Raw genomic sequence first — 17,366 nt, 5'->3', positions numbered from 1 at the left:
GAGAGCAGGATGAAATTCAGTGAACAATGGCTGCGCGGCTGGGTAAGCCCGCAGGTAGATCGCGATGCGCTGGTTGCGCGTCTGTCGATGGCCGGTCTTGAGGTCGATAGCGTTACGCCGGCCGCCGGTGTTTTCAGTGGTGTGGTGGTGGGCGAGGTGCTGAGCACCGAGCAACACCCCGATGCTGACAAATTGCGTGTGTGCCAGGTCAGCAATGGCGCACAAACGTTCCAGGTCGTGTGCGGAGCGCCTAACGTGCGCCCGGGCCTGAAGATCCCGTTCGCCATGATCGGTGCCGAACTGCCGGGCGACTTCAAGATCAAGAAAGCCAAGCTGCGTGGCGTCGAGTCCAACGGCATGCTGTGCTCCCAGGCGGAGCTGCAAGTAGGCGAGGGCAATGATGGCCTGATGGAGCTGCCGGCCGATGCACCTGTGGGCCAGGACATTCGTGTCTACCTGGAGCTGGAAGACGCCAGTATCGAGGTCGACCTGACCCCGAACCGTGGCGACTGCCTGTCCCTGGCCGGCCTGGCACGTGAAGTGGGCGCGTTGTACAACGCGCCAGTCACTCGTCCAGTGGTTGCCGCAGTGGCTGCGGTCCACGATGAAGTGCGTCCGATCGAAGTACTGGCACCAAACGCCTGCCCACGTTACCTGGGGCGCGTGATCCGCAACGTTGACCTGTCCAAGCCAACCCCGTTGTGGATGGTTGAGCGTCTGCGCCGCGCCGACGTGCGTAGCATCGACGCTGCCGTTGACATCACCAACTACGTGATGCTTGAGCTGGGCCAGCCGCTGCACGCTTTCGATCTCGCCGAAATCAATGGCGGCATCCGTGTGCGCATGGCCGAAGAAGGCGAGAAGCTTGTATTGCTCGACGGCCAGGAAGTCAGCCTGCGCGCCGACACCCTGGTGATCGCTGACCATTCCCGCGCCCTGGCGATTGCCGGTGTGATGGGGGGCGAGCACAGCGGTGTGTCCGCGACCACGCGCGATGTATTCCTTGAAAGCGCGTTCTTCGACCAGATTGCCATCGCTGGCAAGGCCCGCTCCTACGGCCTGCACACCGATGCCTCACATCGCTATGAGCGCGGGGTGGACTGGAAGCTCGCCCGTGAAGCCATGGAGCGCGCCACTGGCCTGCTGCTGGAAATCACCGGTGGCGAAGCCGGCCCGATCACTGAGACTGTCAGTGAACAGTATCTGCCGTCCGTTGCGCCGATCACCCTGCGCGCCAAAAGTGTCGAGCAAATGCTTGGCCTGGTCATCGCTCCGGCTGAAATCGAGCAATTGTTGTCGGCCCTCGGGTTGAACATTTCTGCGGGTGGGGAAGCGCAGTGGCATGTTGACGTGCCAAGCCATCGCTTCGATATCAGCCTGGAAGTCGATCTGATCGAAGAATTGGCTCGCCTGTACGGTTACAACCGCCTGCCGGTTCGTTACCCGCAAGCGCGCCTGGCACCGCAACCCAAGGCAGAAGCGCGTGCGCACCTGCCTGAGCTGCGCCGTCTGCTGGTTGCCCGTGGCTATCAGGAAGCGGTGACCTACAGCTTCATCGACCCGAAGCAGTTCGAACTGTTCAACCCGGGCGTCGAGCCGCTGCTGCTGGCCAATCCGATCTCCAACGACATGGCCGCCATGCGTTCATCCCTGTGGCCGGGCCTGGTGAAAGCCCTTTCCCATAACCTGAACCGTCAGCAAGACCGCGTGCGCATGTTCGAAAGCGGCCTGCGGTTTGTCGGGCAACTCGACGGCCTGAAGCAAGAGCCAATGCTGGCCGGCGTTGTTTGCGGCAGTCGCTTGCCGGAAGGCTGGGCGCAAGGCCGGGATGCCGTGGACTTCTTCGACGTTAAAGCGGACGTGGAAGCGGTACTGGGCTTTGCCGGTGCACTGGACGACTTCACATTTGTGCCAGGCAACCACCCGGCGTTGCACCCTGGTCAGACTGCGCGTATCGAGCGCGAAGGTCGTCTGGTGGGCTTCATCGGGGCCATCCACCCGGAACTGTCGAAAACCCTTGGGCTCGACCGCCCGGTCTTCGTCTTCGAGCTGGTCCTGGCCGAAGTGGCCTCGGGCAAGATGCCTAAATTCAGCGAGTTGTCGCGCTTCCCTGAAGTGCGTCGCGACCTGGCCCTGATCGCCGACCGTGAAGTCGCCGCCACTGCGGTTCTGGATGTAATCCGTGAAAATGCAGGGGAATGGCTGACAGACCTCAGGCTATTTGACGTCTATCAGGGTAAAGGCATTGATCCGCATAGAAAAAGCCTTGCAGTTGGCTTGACCTGGCAGCATCCATCGCGCACTCTTAATGACGATGAGGTGAATACCACGACACAAAATATCCTCACCTCGCTCGAACAAAGGTTAAACGCCACGTTAAGGAAGTGACGTATGGGGGCTTTGACGAAAGCTGAGATGGCGGAACGTCTGTACGAAGAGTTGGGTCTGAACAAGCGCGAGGCCAAGGAATTGGTCGAGCTGTTTTTTGAAGAGATCAGACACGCTCTGGAAGACAACGAACAGGTCAAATTGTCCGGTTTCGGCAATTTTGATCTGCGGGACAAACGCCAGCGGCCTGGCCGCAATCCAAAAACGGGAGAAGAAATCCCGATCACGGCTCGCCGTGTGGTCACCTTTCGTCCAGGGCAGAAGTTGAAGGCCCGAGTTGAGGCTTATGCTGGAACCAAGTCATAACGACGAGCTACCCGTCATCCCAGGCAAACGCTACTTCACCATTGGTGAAGTCAGCGAGCTCTGTGCGGTAAAACCGCACGTGCTGCGCTATTGGGAGCAGGAGTTTCCTCAACTCAACCCTGTCAAACGCACTGGGAACCGTCGGTATTATCAGCGCCAGGATGTGCTGATGATCCGACAGATCCGTGCGTTGCTGTATGACCAGGGGTTCACCATCAGCGGCGCGCGCCAGCGTATGTCCGGTGATGAAGCCAAAGACGACACCACCCAGTACAAGCAACTGATCCGCCAGATGATCTCCGAACTGGAAGATGTGCTGGTGGTTTTGAAAAAATGATTCAGGCTTTTAAAATACTTCCACATTTCAAAAGCTTGCGGTATATTCCTGATCGCTTCGTTGCGAAGCGAACCCAGTAACACGCCTAGTCGGGGCGTAGCGCAGTCCGGTAGCGCACTAGCATGGGGTGCTAGGGGTCGAGTGTTCGAATCACTCCGTCCCGACCATATTTTTCAGTGACTTAGCCGAACTCCAGCCAGTTCGGCTTTTTTACGCATAGGGACTTTTGCGGGGGATCATCCCAACTTCCTCCTCAAGATCGTCACCGCCCCACGCTTGGATCCAGCCAATGCACTGAAAGCTTCAGGCCATCAAGGTCCTGGATGAGTTGCGTCTGCTGATTCTGAAAATTCTTTTTAAACCCACACAGGTTCATTGAGCATAGGCAGATCTGAAGTACGATCAGCGCATACGCTTCAGCGTAAGCCCCAAATGGCCCAGGGCATAGTGCTCACTATGCAACAGAAGGCCCCCGCCATTCTTCTCGCTGGCCGTGGAACCCAATCCAGATAACTCCTTCAATCTCCTGCTAAAAAAGACTGAAGTATCCGGGCTGATATTCGGATTTTTTGAGAAGGGCCCTCAACTGCCGACACCCAATGTGTGTAGTGCAGGGAGTTGGCGAAGGCCTCCAGGCCGACTGTGTGTCTACTGGTGGAGCATCGCTTCCACTTGAGCGACGCTGATACGCGGAATCACACTCGCCGGAATCTTCGAAATATCGGATAAGTTGTAAACCATGAAGTCATCCCCCATGACCTTTTTGGACATCAACTCGAACGACGGCAGTATGCGGGTGTAATAGTGTTGGTCGAGCCCGCAGGGGGAGTTTGTGGAGTTTTTCGTTTCGTAAAACCTCCCCGACTTTTCGTCCAGGTCGACGCCCACCAGGAAAACCTTGGAGAACCCGACGTGGAATGCCAGCTGGATGGCCAGGTAGGCCACGGTTCGGGCATCAAAAAAGCCCTGGCTCATGTCCTTGCTGAACCCGATGGACCGTTTCCGAAAGGCGATCAAGGAGTGATCAGTAACCAGCTCTTTTGATCTTCCGAGCGCCACATCGATCCACGACGGTTTTGGAGCCTTGGACAGCGGGTAGAGCTGCCCGGTTGGACGAGCATGGGAGGATTGCGCGTGGTCTTCCCATAGCGCGACCCTTTGGCTGACAGCCATGGCGTAATTGAATAAATCCGGCTGCTGTTTGGAAAAGCTTCTGTCCGTGCAAGCGTAAAAACTCGGCTTGATATCGGTGTTCATAAACATCGAAATGGCGCCATTCATGGTGATCATGGGCACGTGCGCAAACTTTTCGAGGGGGAATGATTTGGCTGACAGGCCGGAAGCGATAATAAAAACCGCGCCTGATTCGACATTCCGACAGGCAGCAAAATCGTGCAGGTGCAGCGGGCTTGCGCTTGAACGCCATGGCGCTGACACGGGTGCAAACAAAGCCAGCTTTTTGTCGGCAACAGGCTTGGCCTCGACGAAGGGCATCTGTTTCATCCGATCTATCCGCGTAGTGAAAGGAAAATCCACACATCAGCCGACCAAGGCTCGATAGCAGAGTTCCTTTATAAAAAACAATATATAAACGCGGCTTCGCCAGATGTCCGGTATTTGTGTAGGGCCTTTCCCAGAAGGGGGAAACGCATCAACACGCCGCAACCTTTAAAACGTCTGCCCCATGGAGAACTGAAACACCTGCTTGTCCGCGTTCTCCGGCGTGCGAATCGGGTATGCCAAATTCACACTCAGCGGCCCCAGCGGGCTGTACCACGTCACCCCAACCCCCACCGAACTGGCCATCTGGCCCAGGTCCACGCTGCCGCAGCCTTGGGTGGTACTGAGGTAGCACTTGTCCGAATACACCGTGCCCACGTCCCAGAACAACGAGGTTCGCACGGATTTGTTGTCTTTGATGAACGGCACCGGGAATAAGTACTCCGCGCCGCCGGTTATCAGGATATTGCCGCCCAGCGATTCGGTGTCCCGGTCCGAGTAGTACGCCTGCCCGGCACTGGCGTAGGCACCGGTTGCCGGGGTGTTGCGCGGGCCGAGGGTGCCGCTTTCAAAGCCGCGCACCGTGCCTTCGCCGCCGGCGGTGTAGGTTTCATAGAAGGGCAGCCCGTCCGTGGAGCCGTAGCCGCTGCCGTAGCCGAGCTTGGTGTGAAAGCGCAGTGATGTGTTGTTGCTGACAGGCAGGAACGTCTGCCCCGTGTAGTCGATTTTGTAGAAACTCAGGTCGCTGCCGGGCACCGTCACCATCAGGTTGAGGTTTTGCGAATGCCCGCGAGTCGCCAGCACGCCTTTGTTCAAGGTCGATTCCGACCAGCCAAGGTTGGCCTTGAAGTTGGTGAATTCCTTGCCTTCGCGCTCGATAAAGTCGTAGATCTCGTCGGCGCTGTAGGTGCCCGGTTCGATACTGTCGTGTTGCGCCGTCAGGCCAAAGCTCAAACGCGAGGTTTCATTGATCGGGTAACCGAGGGTGGCACCCAGGCCAAAACTATTGATGGCGTAATAGGACACCCCGTCATCGTAGTACTTGTTGTAGTCGGTCTTGCTGTAGAACGCGTTGTAACCCAGGCTCACCCCGTCGGTGGTGAAGTAGGGATCGGTGAAACCGATGTTGTACTTGCTCTGGTAGGACGAGCGGGTCAGCCCCAGGCTGGCGTAGTTGCCGGTGCCGAGGAAGTTGTTCTGGGTGATCGAGCCGCCGAGGATCAGCCCCGAACTCTGGGCAAAGCCGACACTGGCGGTAATCGAACCGGACGCCTGTTCTTCCACGGCGTAGTTCACATCCAGTTGGTCATCGAGGCCGGCCACCGCAGGCGTCTCGACGTTCACGTCCTTGAAGAACCCCAGGCGCTCCAGGCGCACCTTGGACTGGTCGATCAGGTACGTCGACGCCCAGCCACCTTCCATCTGGCGCATTTCCCGCCGCAGCACCTTGTCGTCGGTCTTGGTATTGCCACGGAAGTTGATACGGTTGACGTAGGCCCGCTTACCTGGGTCGACGGAGAACGTGACGTCAACCGTGTGGTCTTCATCGTGGGCCTGCGGCACGCCGTTGACGTTGGCGAACGTGTAGCCTTCGTTGCCCAGGCGACGGGTAATCAGCTCCGAGGTGGTGGTCATCAGTTTGCGTGAGAACACCTGGCCCTTCTGCACCAGCAGCAAGGACTGGACCTGGTCCTGCGGGACTTTCAGCTCACCACTGAGCTTCACCTCGCGTACCGTGTATTTCTGGCCTTCGTGGATGTTCACGGTGATGTAGACGTGCTTTTTGTCCGGGGTCATCGAGACCTGGGTCGAGGTGATATCCATGTTGATATAGCCACGGTCCAGGTAATAGGAGCGCAAGCGTTCAAGGTCGCCCGACAGCTTCTCCCGTGCGTATTTGTCGTCGTTCTTGAAAAACGACAGCCAGTTGCTGGTCTTGAGGGTGAACTGGTCGATCAGGGCGTCGTCGGCGAACACCGTGTTGCCCACCACGTTGATGTGCTGGATCGACGCCACTTCACCTTCGTCGATCTTGATTTTCAAGCCCACGCGGTTACGCGGCTGAGCCACCACCTGCGCGTCGACCGACGCCGAGTACCGGCCCTGGGCAACGTACTGGCGCTGCAACTCGTTGCGTATCCCTTCCAGGGTGGCGCGCTGGAAAATCTCGCCCTCGGCAAGGCCCGATTGCTTCATGCCTTTCATCAGGTCATCGGTGGCAATCGCCTTGTTGCCCTCGAATTCGATACTGGCAACCGAAGGACGCTCGACTACATTGATGATCAACACATCGCCTTCGCGGCTCAGTTGGATGTCCTGGAAGTAACCGGTCTTGAACAGCGCGCGGGTCGAGTCCACCAGGCGCCGGTCATCCGCTTCGTCGCCGACGTTCAGGGGTAATGCCCCGAACACGCTGCCCGCAGAGACCCGTTGCAGGCCGTTGATTCGAATATCCGAGATTTTGAAGCCTTGGGCGAGTGCCAGTGAGGTATTGAGCAGCAGCGCAACCGAGCAGAGCAGGCGCGAAAAATTCATCAAGATCTTTTCCAGAACACATCGACAAGCAGCGCCGGCACGCATGGACAACTCGCCGCGCGGCCGGACTGGTGAACATCCAGCATACGAGCGAGGGGCGTTTGGTGCGGTTAACCGAATGTCAAGTTAGGTAAAGTTTGGTCTGGGATGCCAATGCCGGGTCGATAATGCGCAACCCCCCACTGACGAGCCCGAGATGATCCGCGTACTGTTGGTCGACGACGACCAGGAACTGACTGACATGCTGAGCCAATACCTCGCGCGCGAAGGCTTTGAGGCCACGGCCGTGCACACGGGGGAGGAGGGCGAGGAGGAGGCGCTGTCGGGGCGCTACAGCATTGTGGTGCTGGACGTCATGCTGCCCCAGCGCTCGGGCATCGAGGTACTCCGGCGCATCCGCGTCGTCAGCCAGGTACCCGTAGTGCTGCTCACCGCCCGTGGCGACAACATCGACCGCATCACCGGCCTGGAACTCGGCGCCGATGATTACGTGCCCAAGCCCAGCTCCCCCGGCGAACTGGTCGCGCGCCTGCGCGCCATCATGCGCAGGGTGCAGCCGGCAGGCCAGCCGACCACCGAAGTGATCACGACCGGCGCGCTGGTGTTGTGGCCCGGCAGGCGCCAGGCCCTGTGGAACGGCCTCGAGCTGGGCGTGACCAGCACCGAGTTCAGCCTGCTGGAAGAGCTGGCCCGCAGTGCCGGCCAGGTAGTGAGTAAAAAGGATCTGTCACTCAATGCCCTCGGTTGCCCGCTGACCCGCTACGACCGGCGCATCGACGTGCATATCAGCAGCATCCGGCAAAAACTCGGGCCGCGCCCGGACGCCAAGGCCTGGATCCAGAGCGTGCGCGGCCTCGGCTATTTGTTGATTGCCGAATGACCAAGCCCAGCCTGCTGTTCTGGAAACTGTTCCTGGCCTTCTGGTTGGCGACCACCTTGACCTTCCTGGTGGGCGTCGGCGTGCTTGAACTGGGCCGTTTCCAGCCGAATGACCCGCATGTGGAAGCCATGCTGGCGGCCGAAGACAAGCTGCTGCAAACGTTCGGTGTCGAGGCGGGCGGCCAGCTCCTGGCGGTGTGGGAGCGCCCGGCGGATGAGGCCATCGGCGTCTACAACAGTGCCGGTCAATTGCTGGTAGGTGGGCCGGTGACGCAGCCGGTCTATGAGCGAGCGGTCGTCAGCAAGGAAGGCCTGACGCTGTCGATCAGGTCGACCCACGCGCCCGGTAACCCGCCGGGCCGGCCCTGGCACCAGATTCCGCTGATCATCGGCACGTTGATGAGTGCGCTGTTCAGCGGCTACATGGCCTATTACCTGGCCTGGCCCCTGGCGTACCTGAAGCGCGCCATGAGCGACGCGGCCCAGGGACGCTTCGAAACCCGGGTCAAGCCGGCCATGGGCAAGCGTCGCGACGAGATCGTCGACCTGGCGGAAGACTGCGACCGCATGGCCAACCAGTTGAAGGTGCTGGTGGAGGCCCAGCAACAGCTGCTGCACGACATCTCCCATGAACTGCGCTCCCCGCTGACGCGCATGCAGGCGGCCATCGGCCTGTTGCGCCAGGACGCCGCCCGCCTGGAAATGCTCGAACGCATCGAGCGCGAATCCGAGCGCATGGACACCCTGATCGAGGCGTTGCTGACCCTGGCGCGCCTGCAAGGCCGTCCGGAAAGTATCGAGCGCGAGCCCGTGGATATTGTCGAATTGCTGGCGATGATCGTTGAAGATGCGCAGTTTGAGGCCGGCATCAAAGGCTGTCGCGTGCACCTGCAGGTGTGCCCGCCGTTTATCGCCTGCGTCAGCGGTGAGTTGTTGTATCGCTGCTTCGAGAACGTGATTCGCAATGCCGTGCGCTACACCCGACCGGACACCACCGTGTGCGTGTCGGCGCAGGTCAACCACGATGCGAACCGCCTCACGGTACAGATCACCGACCAAGGGCCGGGCGTCGACAATGACCGGCTGCACAGCATTTTCCAGCCGTTCGAGCGTGGGGTGGGCGATGCCAGCGTGGGGTTTGGCCTGGGGCTGGCCATTGCTGCGAGGGCCGTCCAGATGCACGGCGGCCACATCCTCGCGCGCAACGAGCCAGGCGGTGGGCTGGCAGTGGAGATCACCCTGCACAGCGCGCGATCTTTACACGACATTACACTGGCTTGACCGCCCTGTACGTCGCGCCTGATTAGACTTGTCACCCTTGATTGAGTGGAGGTGGCGATGTTTCAGGTGCATAAAAAGGGCTTTGTGCCCGGCAGGAAAATGGTCGACGGCCTGGTCCCTTACGACTTCTTTTGCGAAGACAGCCCGGCGATCAATCTGTTTGTGTTTACCGGCGCCGCTACGCCGGGCGCCACCGTCGAAGAACAGACCCTATGGGGCTTCACGCGGTTGGAACGTTTCGAGGCGATGAGCCACGCGCTGGTGAGCAACCAGCGGCACGCCGGCTGGTTTCAAAGCGTCAATGTGCTCACCGGGCCCAACCAGAACGGCACGCAAAGCGTGAAGTTCCAGCGCGTGCTGAAAATCATCAAGCACGCCAGTCCGGCCCGCAAGGCCGACTACGAGATCCTCACCGACGAAGGCGACACCTATTTCACCCGCCGGGCGGTCGGCGAAAACAGCGCGCAAACCGTCATCTATTCGGTCGAGCCATAAAGCCAGCGGTGGGCTGGATTCGCCTCAAGCAAAAAGCATCTCGCCCACGGTCCGCTTGTTACTTCCGCCCACCAATGGGGCGTCTTCTGCGCCATTGGGTAGCAAAATCCCACGCGACTTTTCAACGCCAGCCCCAGCTTTTTCCCTTCTATCCGATCTGAATCAATCACTTGGCTCCTGTCCCAAGCCGTTGGCACGCATCCTGCTTTTTTGTATTCGTGGATAATTGGATACAAAAATTCAAAAGGTGCTGCCGATGCAATTCGCTCCCGCTTACGTTGACCGCCAGCCCCTCACCGCCGAGGAGGAGGCCTACAACTTTCTGCTCGATGCCATTTGCGGCGGCCGCTACCGCAAGGGTGACCGGCTGATCGCCGAAGACATCGCCAGCGAGATCGGCATGAGCCGCATGCCGGTGCGCGAGGCCTTTCGCCGCCTGGACGCCCAGGGCCTGGTGACCCTGCGGCCCAACCGTGGCGCAGTCGTCAGCGGTTTGGATATTGATGAACTGCACGAAGTGTTTGAGATGCGCAGCGCCCTTGAAGGCCTGGCGGTACGCGTTGCCGTCGGGCGTATCGGCGAGCGTCAACTGGCGGCCCTGGAGCGCATGCTCGATGAGATGGACGACTACCGTGACGAAGGCGCCGCGTGGGTCAGTCGGCACCGCGCGTTCCATGAATACCTGTGCAGCCTCAGCGGCCGCCCGCGCCTGATGAAGCAGATTTCGGCGCTGTACTCGCTGGTCGAGGCACCTATGCGCTTGTGGCTGCAGCACGGCGAAAAACCCCTCAGCGCCCGCCAGGAACACGCAGTGATCCTTGATGCGATCCGCGCCGGCGATGCCGCCCGTGCCGAAGCCGTGGTGCGCGAACACATCGAAGGCACCGTGCCGGCACTGATCCAGTTCCTGCAAACCGAACAATAAGAAACACCCGCTGTGTTTTGACTTTAGTCCTGCCCCGTTATTCAACGAACTGGAGTGTCTGGTCATGCATAAATGCCGCGCCTTGCTGGTGGCTGTCTCCCTCGGTCTCTGCGCACAAGGGGCCTTTGCTGCGCCTCAAGTGCCGGATCGTCTGCAAAAAGTCGACAAACTTGTCTATTGCTCGGGGATGGATTCCCCGCCTCTGGTGTCCTTCGACGAAGCCCAGAAACCGCGCGGGCTCACCGTTGACCTGGGCCTGGAAATCGCCAAGCGCCTGGGCGGCAAGCAAGTGCAATGGCGGGTGATTCCGTTCTCTGGGCTGGTGCCGGCGTTGCTCGCCCAGCAGTGCGACATGATCGTCGACCAGCTGTTCGACAAACCCGAGCGGCGCCAGGTGATCGACATCGTCAACTACATGTATTCCAGCCAGTCGGTGGTGGTGCCCAAGGGCAACCCCAAGGGCATCAAGGCGCTGGATGACCTGTCCGCGCACAAGGTCGCGGTGCTCAACGGCTCCACCGTCAAGACCCTGCTCGATGCCCACAATGAAAGCCTCGCCAAGGCCGGCAAGCCCCCGATGAAACTGGTGGTCTACAACACCGACACCGATGCCTTCCAGGCCCTGCGTATCAGCCAGGTCGACGCCTACGGCACCACCGTGGAAACCGCCGGTTACTACGCAGCAATGGCCCCGGACCTGTTCCAGGAAGGCGTGCCGGCGTTCAGCCGCATCCTCACCGGCCTGGGCATACGCAAGGACGACCCGCAACTGACCGCCGCCGTGCAACAGGTGATCAGCGATATGCGCAGCGATGGCAGCTATGTGCAGTTGCTGGACAAATGGCATGTCAGCAGCGACACACTCGACTGAGGCGTACCTGCGATGAATTTCAATTGGGATGTGTTCTGGCAGTACCTGCTGCAGCCCAGCGGGGTCTACCTCACGGGGCTGTGGCTGACGTGCCTGATCAGTGTGCTGGCGATGCTGTTGGGCTGCGCGCTGGGGCTGGCGGCGGCGTTGTTGCGCTTGTCGAAGAACCCGCTGTTGCATCTGCCGGTGCGTTTTTACGTGTGGCTGATGCGCGGCACGCCGCTGCTGGTACAGATCGTGTTTCTGTACACGGCACTGGCGGCGGGCGGGATTTTCCGCTTCGAAGATATTGAACTGTTCGGCCTGATCGTCCCCGGCAATATCCAGGCGGCGATCATTGCCCTGGGCCTCAACGAAGGTGCCTATATGGCCGAGATCATCCGTGCCGGCATCGGCGCGGTGGACAAGGGCCAATATGAAGCCGGGCGCTCCCTGGGCATGGGCTTCGCCAAGTTGATGCGGCGCATCGTGCTGCCCCAGGCGTTCCGGGTGATCGTGCCGCCGCTGGGCAATGAGTTCAACGTGATGCTCAAGAACACCACCCTGGTCAGCGTGATCGGTGTGCAGGAGCTGCTGCTCAGCACCCAGATGATCACCTCGGCGACCTTCCGCGTGTTTGAGCTGTACCTGGTGGTCGCCCTGTATTTCCTGACGCTGACCACCCTCTGGGGCTTTTTCCAGCGCTGGCTCGAAGCCCGTTTCAGCCAGTCCGACCGGCCTTCCGCGCCACCACCGGCAGCCAGCCGCATGTTCGGGCGCAGCACTCTGAAACTGCTGAGGGGACGATAACCATGGCGCACCAAAGTGAAGAGCTGATCATTGAGGCACTGGATATTCAGAAGTCGTTCGGCGAGTTGCAGATCCTCAAGGGTATCTCGCTGCAAGTACGGCGCGGCGAAGTGGTGGTGCTGATCGGCGCCTCGGGCTCGGGCAAGACCACCTTTATCCGCTGCATCAACCTGCTGGAAGACATCCAGGGCGGGCGCATCCGCGTCAACGGCCGCGCCATGGGCTATCGCGAGCGCAGCGACGGCAGCCTGGTGCGCGATTCGGAGCGCAACATCGCCCGCCAGCGCCGCGACATTGGCATGGTGTTCCAGCGCTTCAACCTGTTCCCCCATATGACGGCGCTGGAAAACATCATTGAAGCGCCGATCCAGGTCCTCGGCACACCACGTGCCGAAGCGCTGGAACAGGCCCGTGGCCTGCTGGCGCGGGTCGGCCTGGCGGACAAGGCCAGCCATTACCCGTCGATGCTCTCCGGCGGCCAGCAGCAACGGGTCGCCATCGCCCGCGCCCTGGCGATGAAACCCCAGGCCATGCTGTTCGACGAACCCACCAGCGCCCTCGACCCGGAAACCGTCGGCGAAGTGCTGCAGGTGATGAAAGAGCTGGCCGAGGAGGGCATGACCATGGTGGTGGTCACCCATGAAATGGGCTTTGCCCGGGAAGTGGCAGACCGCGTGGTGGTACTCGATCAGGGCGAACTCATCGAACAAGGGCCGCCGGAACAGATCTTCAGCCACCCCAGCCATCCCCGTACCCGGGCGTTTCTCAGCCGTGTGTTATGACTTTTTTTGAAGAGCCTTTGCCATGTTGAAATTTTCTGCCCACGAGTACCCCTATCCGTCGCAGCGCCAGAGCGTATTTGCCCGTCGTGGCATGGTAGCTGCGTCCCAGCCCCTGGCCGCCCAGGCCGGTATCGAGATCATGCAAAAGGGCGGCAACGCCATCGACGCGGCCATCGCCACGGCGGCCGCGCTCACGGTGGTGGAGCCCACCGGCTGCGGCCTGGGCGGCGATGCGTTTGCCCTGGTGTGGTGCAAGGGCCAGTTGCATGGCCTGAACGGCAATGGCCACGCGCCGGGCGCCTTGAGTGTCGAGGCGGTCAAGGCTGCCGGGCACGATCGGATGCCGCTGTACGGCTGGACCCCGGTGACCGTGCCCGGCTGCCCATCGGCCTGGGCGGAGCTGTCGCAACGCTTCGGCAAGCTGGCGTTTGACGAGCTGCTGCAACCGGCCATCCGCCTGGCCCGCGAGGGTTTCCCGCTGTCACCGGTGGTTGCCCACCAATGGCAGATCTCCTTGAACGAATTCAGCCCGCACCGCGATGAAGTGCTGCAAGCCTGGTTCGACACGTTCCTCATCGATGGGCGCGCACCCCAAGCGGGCGAGATCTTCCGCAACCCGGCCCAGGCGCGGACCCTGGAAGAACTGGCCGCCAGCCGTTGCGAAAGCCTGTATCGCGGTGCCCTGGCCGCACGCCTGGACGCCCACTCACGGGCCACCGGGGGTTACCTGCGCGCCAGTGATCTCAAGGACTACCGCGCACAGTGGGTGGACCCGATCCACATCAATTATCGCGGTGTCGACGTCTGGGAAATCCCGCCGAGCGGCCAGGGCCTGGTGGCGCTGATGGCGCTGAACATCCTCGAAGGCTTCACCTTCGATCACCGCGACAGCCAACAGACCTGGCACCGCCAGCTCGAGGCCATGAAGCTCGCCTACAGCGACGGCCTGCACTACATCACCGACCCGCTGCACATGCGCGTGGCAGTGGCCGACCTGCTCAGCGACGACTACAGCGCCCGCCGTCGCAGCCAGATCGGCGAACAGGCACAGGCGCCCAAGCCCGGTGACCCGCACGCCAGCGGCACGGTGTACCTGGCCACGGCGGACGCTGAAGGCAATATGGTCTCGTTCATCCAGAGCAACTACCACGGCTTCGGCTCCGGCGTGGTACTGCCCGACAGCGGCATTGCGTTGCAGAACCGTGGGCAGGAATTCAGCCTCGACCCGGCCCACGCCAACTGCCTGGCAGCAGGCAAGAAGACCTTCCACACCATCATCCCCGGTTTCCTCACCAAGGACGGCCAGGCCCTTGGCCCGTTCGGCGTGATGGGCGGCTACATGCAGCCCCAGGGTCACGTACAGATGGTGATGAACCTGGTGGACTTCGGCCTCAACCCCCAGGCCGCACTGGATGCGCCGCGCTGGCAATGGCTGGGCGACATGAAGGTCGGCATCGAGCAGGGCGCCTCCCGCGACCTGGCCAATGCCCTGGCCCGGCGTGGTCACCAGGTGCAGATCGCCAGCGACCTCACCGACTACGGCCGTGGGCAGATCATCCTGCGCGACCCGGTCAGCGGCGTGCTGTGCGGCGGTACCGAACCGCGTGCGGATTCCCATATCGCGGTATGGTAGCCAAAGCAGGGCATGGCGCCGCCATTGCCCTGCCATTTTGAAAAAAGTTGGTCGAAGCCTGTCCCCTTTTTTCACCTCGCCTGTCATTCCAGGCAAGTGAACAAAATCGAGAGCTTCTTCCAATGCCCGCAGTCCAACCCTTGCGCTTGCGCCCGTTGCTCAAACTGAGCCTGATGCTGAGCCTCAGCGCCAGCCCCTTGTTCGTCCCCGTCAGCTATGCCGAAGACAGCGCCGCGCGCCGCAGCTACCAGGTGCCGGCCGGCAGCCTGAGTGCGGCGTTGACCCGTTTTGCCGGGTTGTCGGGGGTCAACCTGTCGGTGGACCCGGCGCTGGTCAGCGGGCGCAGCAGCAGCGGTTTATCCGGCGAATACGGCGTGGAAGAGGGCTTTGCCCGCTTGCTGCAAGGCTCCGGCCTGCAATTGCAGCCCATGGGGGAGCAGGCCTACATGCTGGTGCCGGTGCCGGAGGGCGGCAGCCTGGAGCTGGCGCCCACGTCAATTCTCGGTACTACCGGCCTGTACGACGGCGACACCTACGCCGGTGGCCAGGTGGCGCGGCGTGGCTCGCAAGGCCTGCTGGGCACCCGGGACTTCATGGAAACCCCGTTCAGCATGACCACCTACACCCAGGACGCGGTGAAAAACCAGCAGGCGCGCACCCTCGGCGACCTGATCGCCAGCGACCCGTCGGTACGCGCCACCAACCCGGCCGGTGGGCGTTATGAACAGTTCACCATTCGCGGCTTCAGCCTGTTCAACAGTGATGTGTCGTACAACGGCCTGTACGGCGTGCTGCCGACCTACACCATCGACATGGAAATGGCCGACCGCGTCGACATCTTCAAAGGCCCCACCCAGTTGATCAACGGCATCTCGCCGCGCGGCAGCGTTGGCGGCGGGATCAACGTGGTGCCCAAGCGCGCCACCGACAAGGACATCACCTCGTTCACCGGCACCTGGGCCTCCGACAGCCAGGCCGGTGGTGCGGTGGACGTGGGCCGGCGCTTTGGTGAGGACAACAAGTTCGGCCTGCGCTTCAACGGCGTGAAGCAATCCGGCGATACCGAATGGGACCACCAGAGCGTCGACCGTGAGATGGCCGTGCTGGGCCTGGATTTTCGTGGCGAGCGTCTGCGCCTTTCCACCGATATCGGCCGCACCGAGCGCGATACCGATGCGCCGCAGGAGCGTGTGCAAGTCGCGGCTGCCGCGCCGGTGCCCAGCGCCAACGATGTGCGCCGCAACTATGCGCAGTCCTGGAGCAAGGCGCGCACCAAGGACACCTTCGGTACGGTGAATGCCGAATATGACCTCAGCGATTCGGTGATGCTCTACGGCGGTGTCGGCGCGCGTAAAAGTAACCATGAGTTCCTGCGCCATGCTGTTTCGGTGACCAATGCGGCCGGTGATTTCACCGTGCAGCCTCGGGACTTCACCCGCGATGAAAACGTCCGCACCGCCACGGCCGGCGTGCGTAACTGGTTCCACACCGGGCCGGTGAGCCATGAGGTCAACCTGGCCGCCAGCTACTTCTATATGGACTTCACCAACGGCGGTGCGCGTTATGCGAACGCATCGAGCAATCTCTACAACCCCGTGCAAACCCCGACGCCGTCGGTGGCCACGCGCCAGGATGCGAAGGTTTATACCGAGAACACGTTCAGTGGCGTGGCCTTGTCCGACACCCTGGGTTTCTTCGATGACCGCCTGTTGCTCACCCTCGGTGCGCGCTGGCAGCGCGTGATCGTGGACGATTGGAGCGACGGCATCAAAGGCAAGACCAACTACGACGAAGAAAAGATCTCGCCTTCGGGCGGTCTGCTGTTCAAAGCCACCGACAAACTGTCGCTGTACGCCAACTACATGGAAGGGTTGAGCCAGGGCAAGATCGCACCGTCCACGTCGCGCAACGAAGACCAGATCTTCCCGCCGTTTATCAGCCGCCAGGTGGAAGTGGGCGCCAAGTACGACGCTGGCGCCTTCGCCGTGACCGCCGCGGTGTTCCGCATCAAGCAACCGGCCTACGAGACCAACGCCACGTCGCGGCTGTTCGGTCCCAATGGCAAGCGCCAGAACACCGGTGCGGAGCTGAGCGTGTTCGGCGAACCCCTCAAGGGCGTGCGCCTGCTCGGCGGCGTGATGTACATCGACAGCAAATTGAAGGACACCACCAATGGCGCCTGGGACGGCAACCGCGCGCCGGCCACGCCCAAGTACAACGTCAACCTCGGTGCCGAGTGGGACGTACCGACCCTCGAAGGCCTGACCCTGACCAGCCGGGGCATCCACTCCAGTTCCCAATACCTGGACCAGTCCAACGTCAAGGAAATCGACGCCTGGAACCGTATCGACATCGGCGCCCGCTACGCCTTCAAGGTCGATGACAAGCACATCACCCTGCGGGCGAATGTGGAGAATGTCGCCGACAAGCGCTACTGGAGTTCGGCCGGCGCGTCGGATGACAGCGAGCCGGGGCTGACCTTGTCGACCCCGCGTACCTATCTGGTGTCTGCCACGGTCGACTTTTAGACGCGGATTAAAAATGTGGGAGGGGGCTTGCCCTAATGCCAGTCAGTTAAGCGTACATCGCCTCCTGTAGGAGCGAGCTTGCTCGCGAAAAACGTCAACGATAACGCGTGCTTCCTG

Annotated in this window: 14 protein-coding genes and 1 tRNA gene; 13 read left to right on the top strand and 2 right to left on the bottom strand. The window is 61.2% G+C overall.

Annotated elements, in window-relative coordinates:
- Nucleotides 1–9: 9 nt before the first annotated feature.
- The 4 genes from pheT (at nt 10) to PspCFBP13509_RS25845 (ending at nt 3,198) form a co-directional block, all read left to right on the top strand.
- Nucleotides 10–2,388 (top strand): phenylalanine--tRNA ligase subunit beta, encoded by a 2,379-nt coding sequence (gene pheT / locus PspCFBP13509_RS25860; protein WP_137212873.1) that lies wholly within the window; start codon nt 10–12, stop codon nt 2,386–2,388.
- Between the two features lie 3 nt (nt 2,389–2,391).
- Nucleotides 2,392–2,694 (top strand): integration host factor subunit alpha, encoded by a 303-nt coding sequence (ihfA, locus tag PspCFBP13509_RS25855; RefSeq protein WP_002553164.1) that lies wholly within the window; start codon nt 2,392–2,394, stop codon nt 2,692–2,694.
- Nucleotides 2,675–3,031 (top strand): MerR family transcriptional regulator, encoded by a 357-nt coding sequence (locus tag PspCFBP13509_RS25850; protein WP_003174972.1) that lies wholly within the window; start codon nt 2,675–2,677, stop codon nt 3,029–3,031. The genes ihfA and PspCFBP13509_RS25850 overlap by 20 nt, the downstream gene beginning before the upstream one ends.
- Nucleotides 3,032–3,121: 90 nt before the next feature.
- Nucleotides 3,122–3,198, top strand: a tRNA-Pro gene (locus tag PspCFBP13509_RS25845).
- Between the two features lie 481 nt (nt 3,199–3,679).
- Here PspCFBP13509_RS25845 and PspCFBP13509_RS25840 read toward each other — a convergent pair.
- Both PspCFBP13509_RS25840 and bamA read right to left on the bottom strand, forming a co-directional pair.
- The gene (locus tag PspCFBP13509_RS25840) at nt 3,680–4,534 is read right to left on the bottom strand and encodes a lipopolysaccharide biosynthesis protein (RefSeq protein ID WP_137212872.1); all 855 of its coding nucleotides are present in this window, start codon (nt 4,532–4,534) and stop codon (nt 3,680–3,682) included.
- Between the two features lie 165 nt (nt 4,535–4,699).
- Nucleotides 4,700–7,066, bottom strand: a complete 2,367-nt coding sequence (gene bamA, locus PspCFBP13509_RS25835; RefSeq protein WP_137212871.1) for an outer membrane protein assembly factor BamA — start codon at nt 7,064–7,066, stop codon at nt 4,700–4,702.
- A gap of 196 nt (nt 7,067–7,262) precedes the next feature.
- Between bamA and PspCFBP13509_RS25830 the strand changes: the two genes are divergently transcribed.
- The 9 genes from PspCFBP13509_RS25830 (at nt 7,263) to PspCFBP13509_RS25790 (ending at nt 17,249) form a co-directional block, all read left to right on the top strand.
- Nucleotides 7,263–7,946: a response regulator transcription factor gene (locus tag PspCFBP13509_RS25830; RefSeq protein ID WP_137212870.1), complete on the top strand. Its 684-nt coding sequence runs from the start codon at nt 7,263–7,265 to the stop codon at nt 7,944–7,946.
- The gene (locus PspCFBP13509_RS25825; RefSeq protein WP_074847301.1) at nt 7,943–9,226 is read left to right on the top strand and encodes a HAMP domain-containing sensor histidine kinase; all 1,284 of its coding nucleotides are present in this window, start codon (nt 7,943–7,945) and stop codon (nt 9,224–9,226) included. The genes PspCFBP13509_RS25830 and PspCFBP13509_RS25825 overlap by 4 nt, the downstream gene beginning before the upstream one ends.
- 57 nt (nt 9,227–9,283) lie before the next feature.
- Entirely contained in the window at nt 9,284–9,721 is a 438-nt protein-coding gene (locus PspCFBP13509_RS25820) for a hypothetical protein (protein ID WP_065927275.1), read from the top strand.
- 256 nt (nt 9,722–9,977) lie between these two features.
- The gene (locus PspCFBP13509_RS25815; protein WP_065927276.1) at nt 9,978–10,646 is read left to right on the top strand and encodes a GntR family transcriptional regulator; all 669 of its coding nucleotides are present in this window, start codon (nt 9,978–9,980) and stop codon (nt 10,644–10,646) included.
- Nucleotides 10,647–10,710: 64 nt separating this feature from the next.
- A complete protein-coding gene (locus PspCFBP13509_RS25810; RefSeq protein WP_137212869.1) occupies nt 10,711–11,517 on the top strand; it encodes an ABC transporter substrate-binding protein in 807 nt (268 codons plus the stop codon).
- 12 nt (nt 11,518–11,529) lie between these two features.
- Nucleotides 11,530–12,306: an amino acid ABC transporter permease gene (locus PspCFBP13509_RS25805; protein WP_027607402.1), complete on the top strand. Its 777-nt coding sequence runs from the start codon at nt 11,530–11,532 to the stop codon at nt 12,304–12,306.
- 2 nt (nt 12,307–12,308) lie between these two features.
- The gene (locus tag PspCFBP13509_RS25800; protein WP_053129053.1) at nt 12,309–13,088 is read left to right on the top strand and encodes an amino acid ABC transporter ATP-binding protein; all 780 of its coding nucleotides are present in this window, start codon (nt 12,309–12,311) and stop codon (nt 13,086–13,088) included.
- 22 nt (nt 13,089–13,110) lie between these two features.
- A complete protein-coding gene (locus tag PspCFBP13509_RS25795) occupies nt 13,111–14,721 on the top strand; it encodes a gamma-glutamyltransferase family protein (protein ID WP_065948024.1) in 1,611 nt (536 codons plus the stop codon).
- A 122-nt stretch (nt 14,722–14,843) separates the two neighbouring features.
- Nucleotides 14,844–17,249, top strand: coding sequence for a TonB-dependent receptor (locus PspCFBP13509_RS25790; protein WP_137212868.1), 2,406 nt, complete (start codon nt 14,844–14,846; stop codon nt 17,247–17,249).
- The last annotated feature ends 117 nt before the right edge of the window (nt 17,250–17,366 follow it).

It is taken from the genome of Pseudomonas sp. CFBP13509 (assembly GCF_005233485.1).
In the GTDB taxonomy this organism is placed as follows: domain Bacteria; phylum Pseudomonadota; class Gammaproteobacteria; order Pseudomonadales; family Pseudomonadaceae; genus Aquipseudomonas; species Aquipseudomonas marginalis.
This window is presented reverse-complemented; position numbering and strand designations above follow the sequence as displayed.

What these genes read in the sequence shown, in the direction of transcription:
- PspCFBP13509_RS25805 (WP_027607402.1), top strand. Translation starts at nt 11,530, where the DNA reads ATGAATTTCAATTGGGATGTGTTCTGGCAGTACCTGCTGCAGCCCAGC.
- PspCFBP13509_RS25820 (WP_065927275.1), top strand. Translation starts at nt 9,284, where the DNA reads ATGTTTCAGGTGCATAAAAAGGGCTTTGTGCCCGGCAGGAAAATGGTC.
- PspCFBP13509_RS25810 (WP_137212869.1), top strand. Translation starts at nt 10,711, where the DNA reads ATGCATAAATGCCGCGCCTTGCTGGTGGCTGTCTCCCTCGGTCTCTGC.
- PspCFBP13509_RS25800 (WP_053129053.1), top strand. Translation starts at nt 12,309, where the DNA reads ATGGCGCACCAAAGTGAAGAGCTGATCATTGAGGCACTGGATATTCAG.
- PspCFBP13509_RS25825 (WP_074847301.1), top strand. Translation starts at nt 7,943, where the DNA reads ATGACCAAGCCCAGCCTGCTGTTCTGGAAACTGTTCCTGGCCTTCTGG.
- PspCFBP13509_RS25815 (WP_065927276.1), top strand. Translation starts at nt 9,978, where the DNA reads ATGCAATTCGCTCCCGCTTACGTTGACCGCCAGCCCCTCACCGCCGAG.
- PspCFBP13509_RS25790 (WP_137212868.1), top strand. Translation starts at nt 14,844, where the DNA reads ATGCCCGCAGTCCAACCCTTGCGCTTGCGCCCGTTGCTCAAACTGAGC.
- PspCFBP13509_RS25850 (WP_003174972.1), top strand. Translation starts at nt 2,675, where the DNA reads ATGCTGGAACCAAGTCATAACGACGAGCTACCCGTCATCCCAGGCAAA.
- pheT (WP_137212873.1), top strand. Translation starts at nt 10, where the DNA reads ATGAAATTCAGTGAACAATGGCTGCGCGGCTGGGTAAGCCCGCAGGTA.
- PspCFBP13509_RS25795 (WP_065948024.1), top strand. Translation starts at nt 13,111, where the DNA reads ATGTTGAAATTTTCTGCCCACGAGTACCCCTATCCGTCGCAGCGCCAG.
- bamA (WP_137212871.1), bottom strand. Translation starts at nt 7,066, where the DNA reads ATGAATTTTTCGCGCCTGCTCTGCTCGGTTGCGCTGCTGCTCAATACC.
- ihfA (WP_002553164.1), top strand. Translation starts at nt 2,392, where the DNA reads ATGGGGGCTTTGACGAAAGCTGAGATGGCGGAACGTCTGTACGAAGAG.
- PspCFBP13509_RS25840 (WP_137212872.1), bottom strand. Translation starts at nt 4,534, where the DNA reads ATGAAACAGATGCCCTTCGTCGAGGCCAAGCCTGTTGCCGACAAAAAG.
- PspCFBP13509_RS25830 (WP_137212870.1), top strand. Translation starts at nt 7,263, where the DNA reads ATGATCCGCGTACTGTTGGTCGACGACGACCAGGAACTGACTGACATG.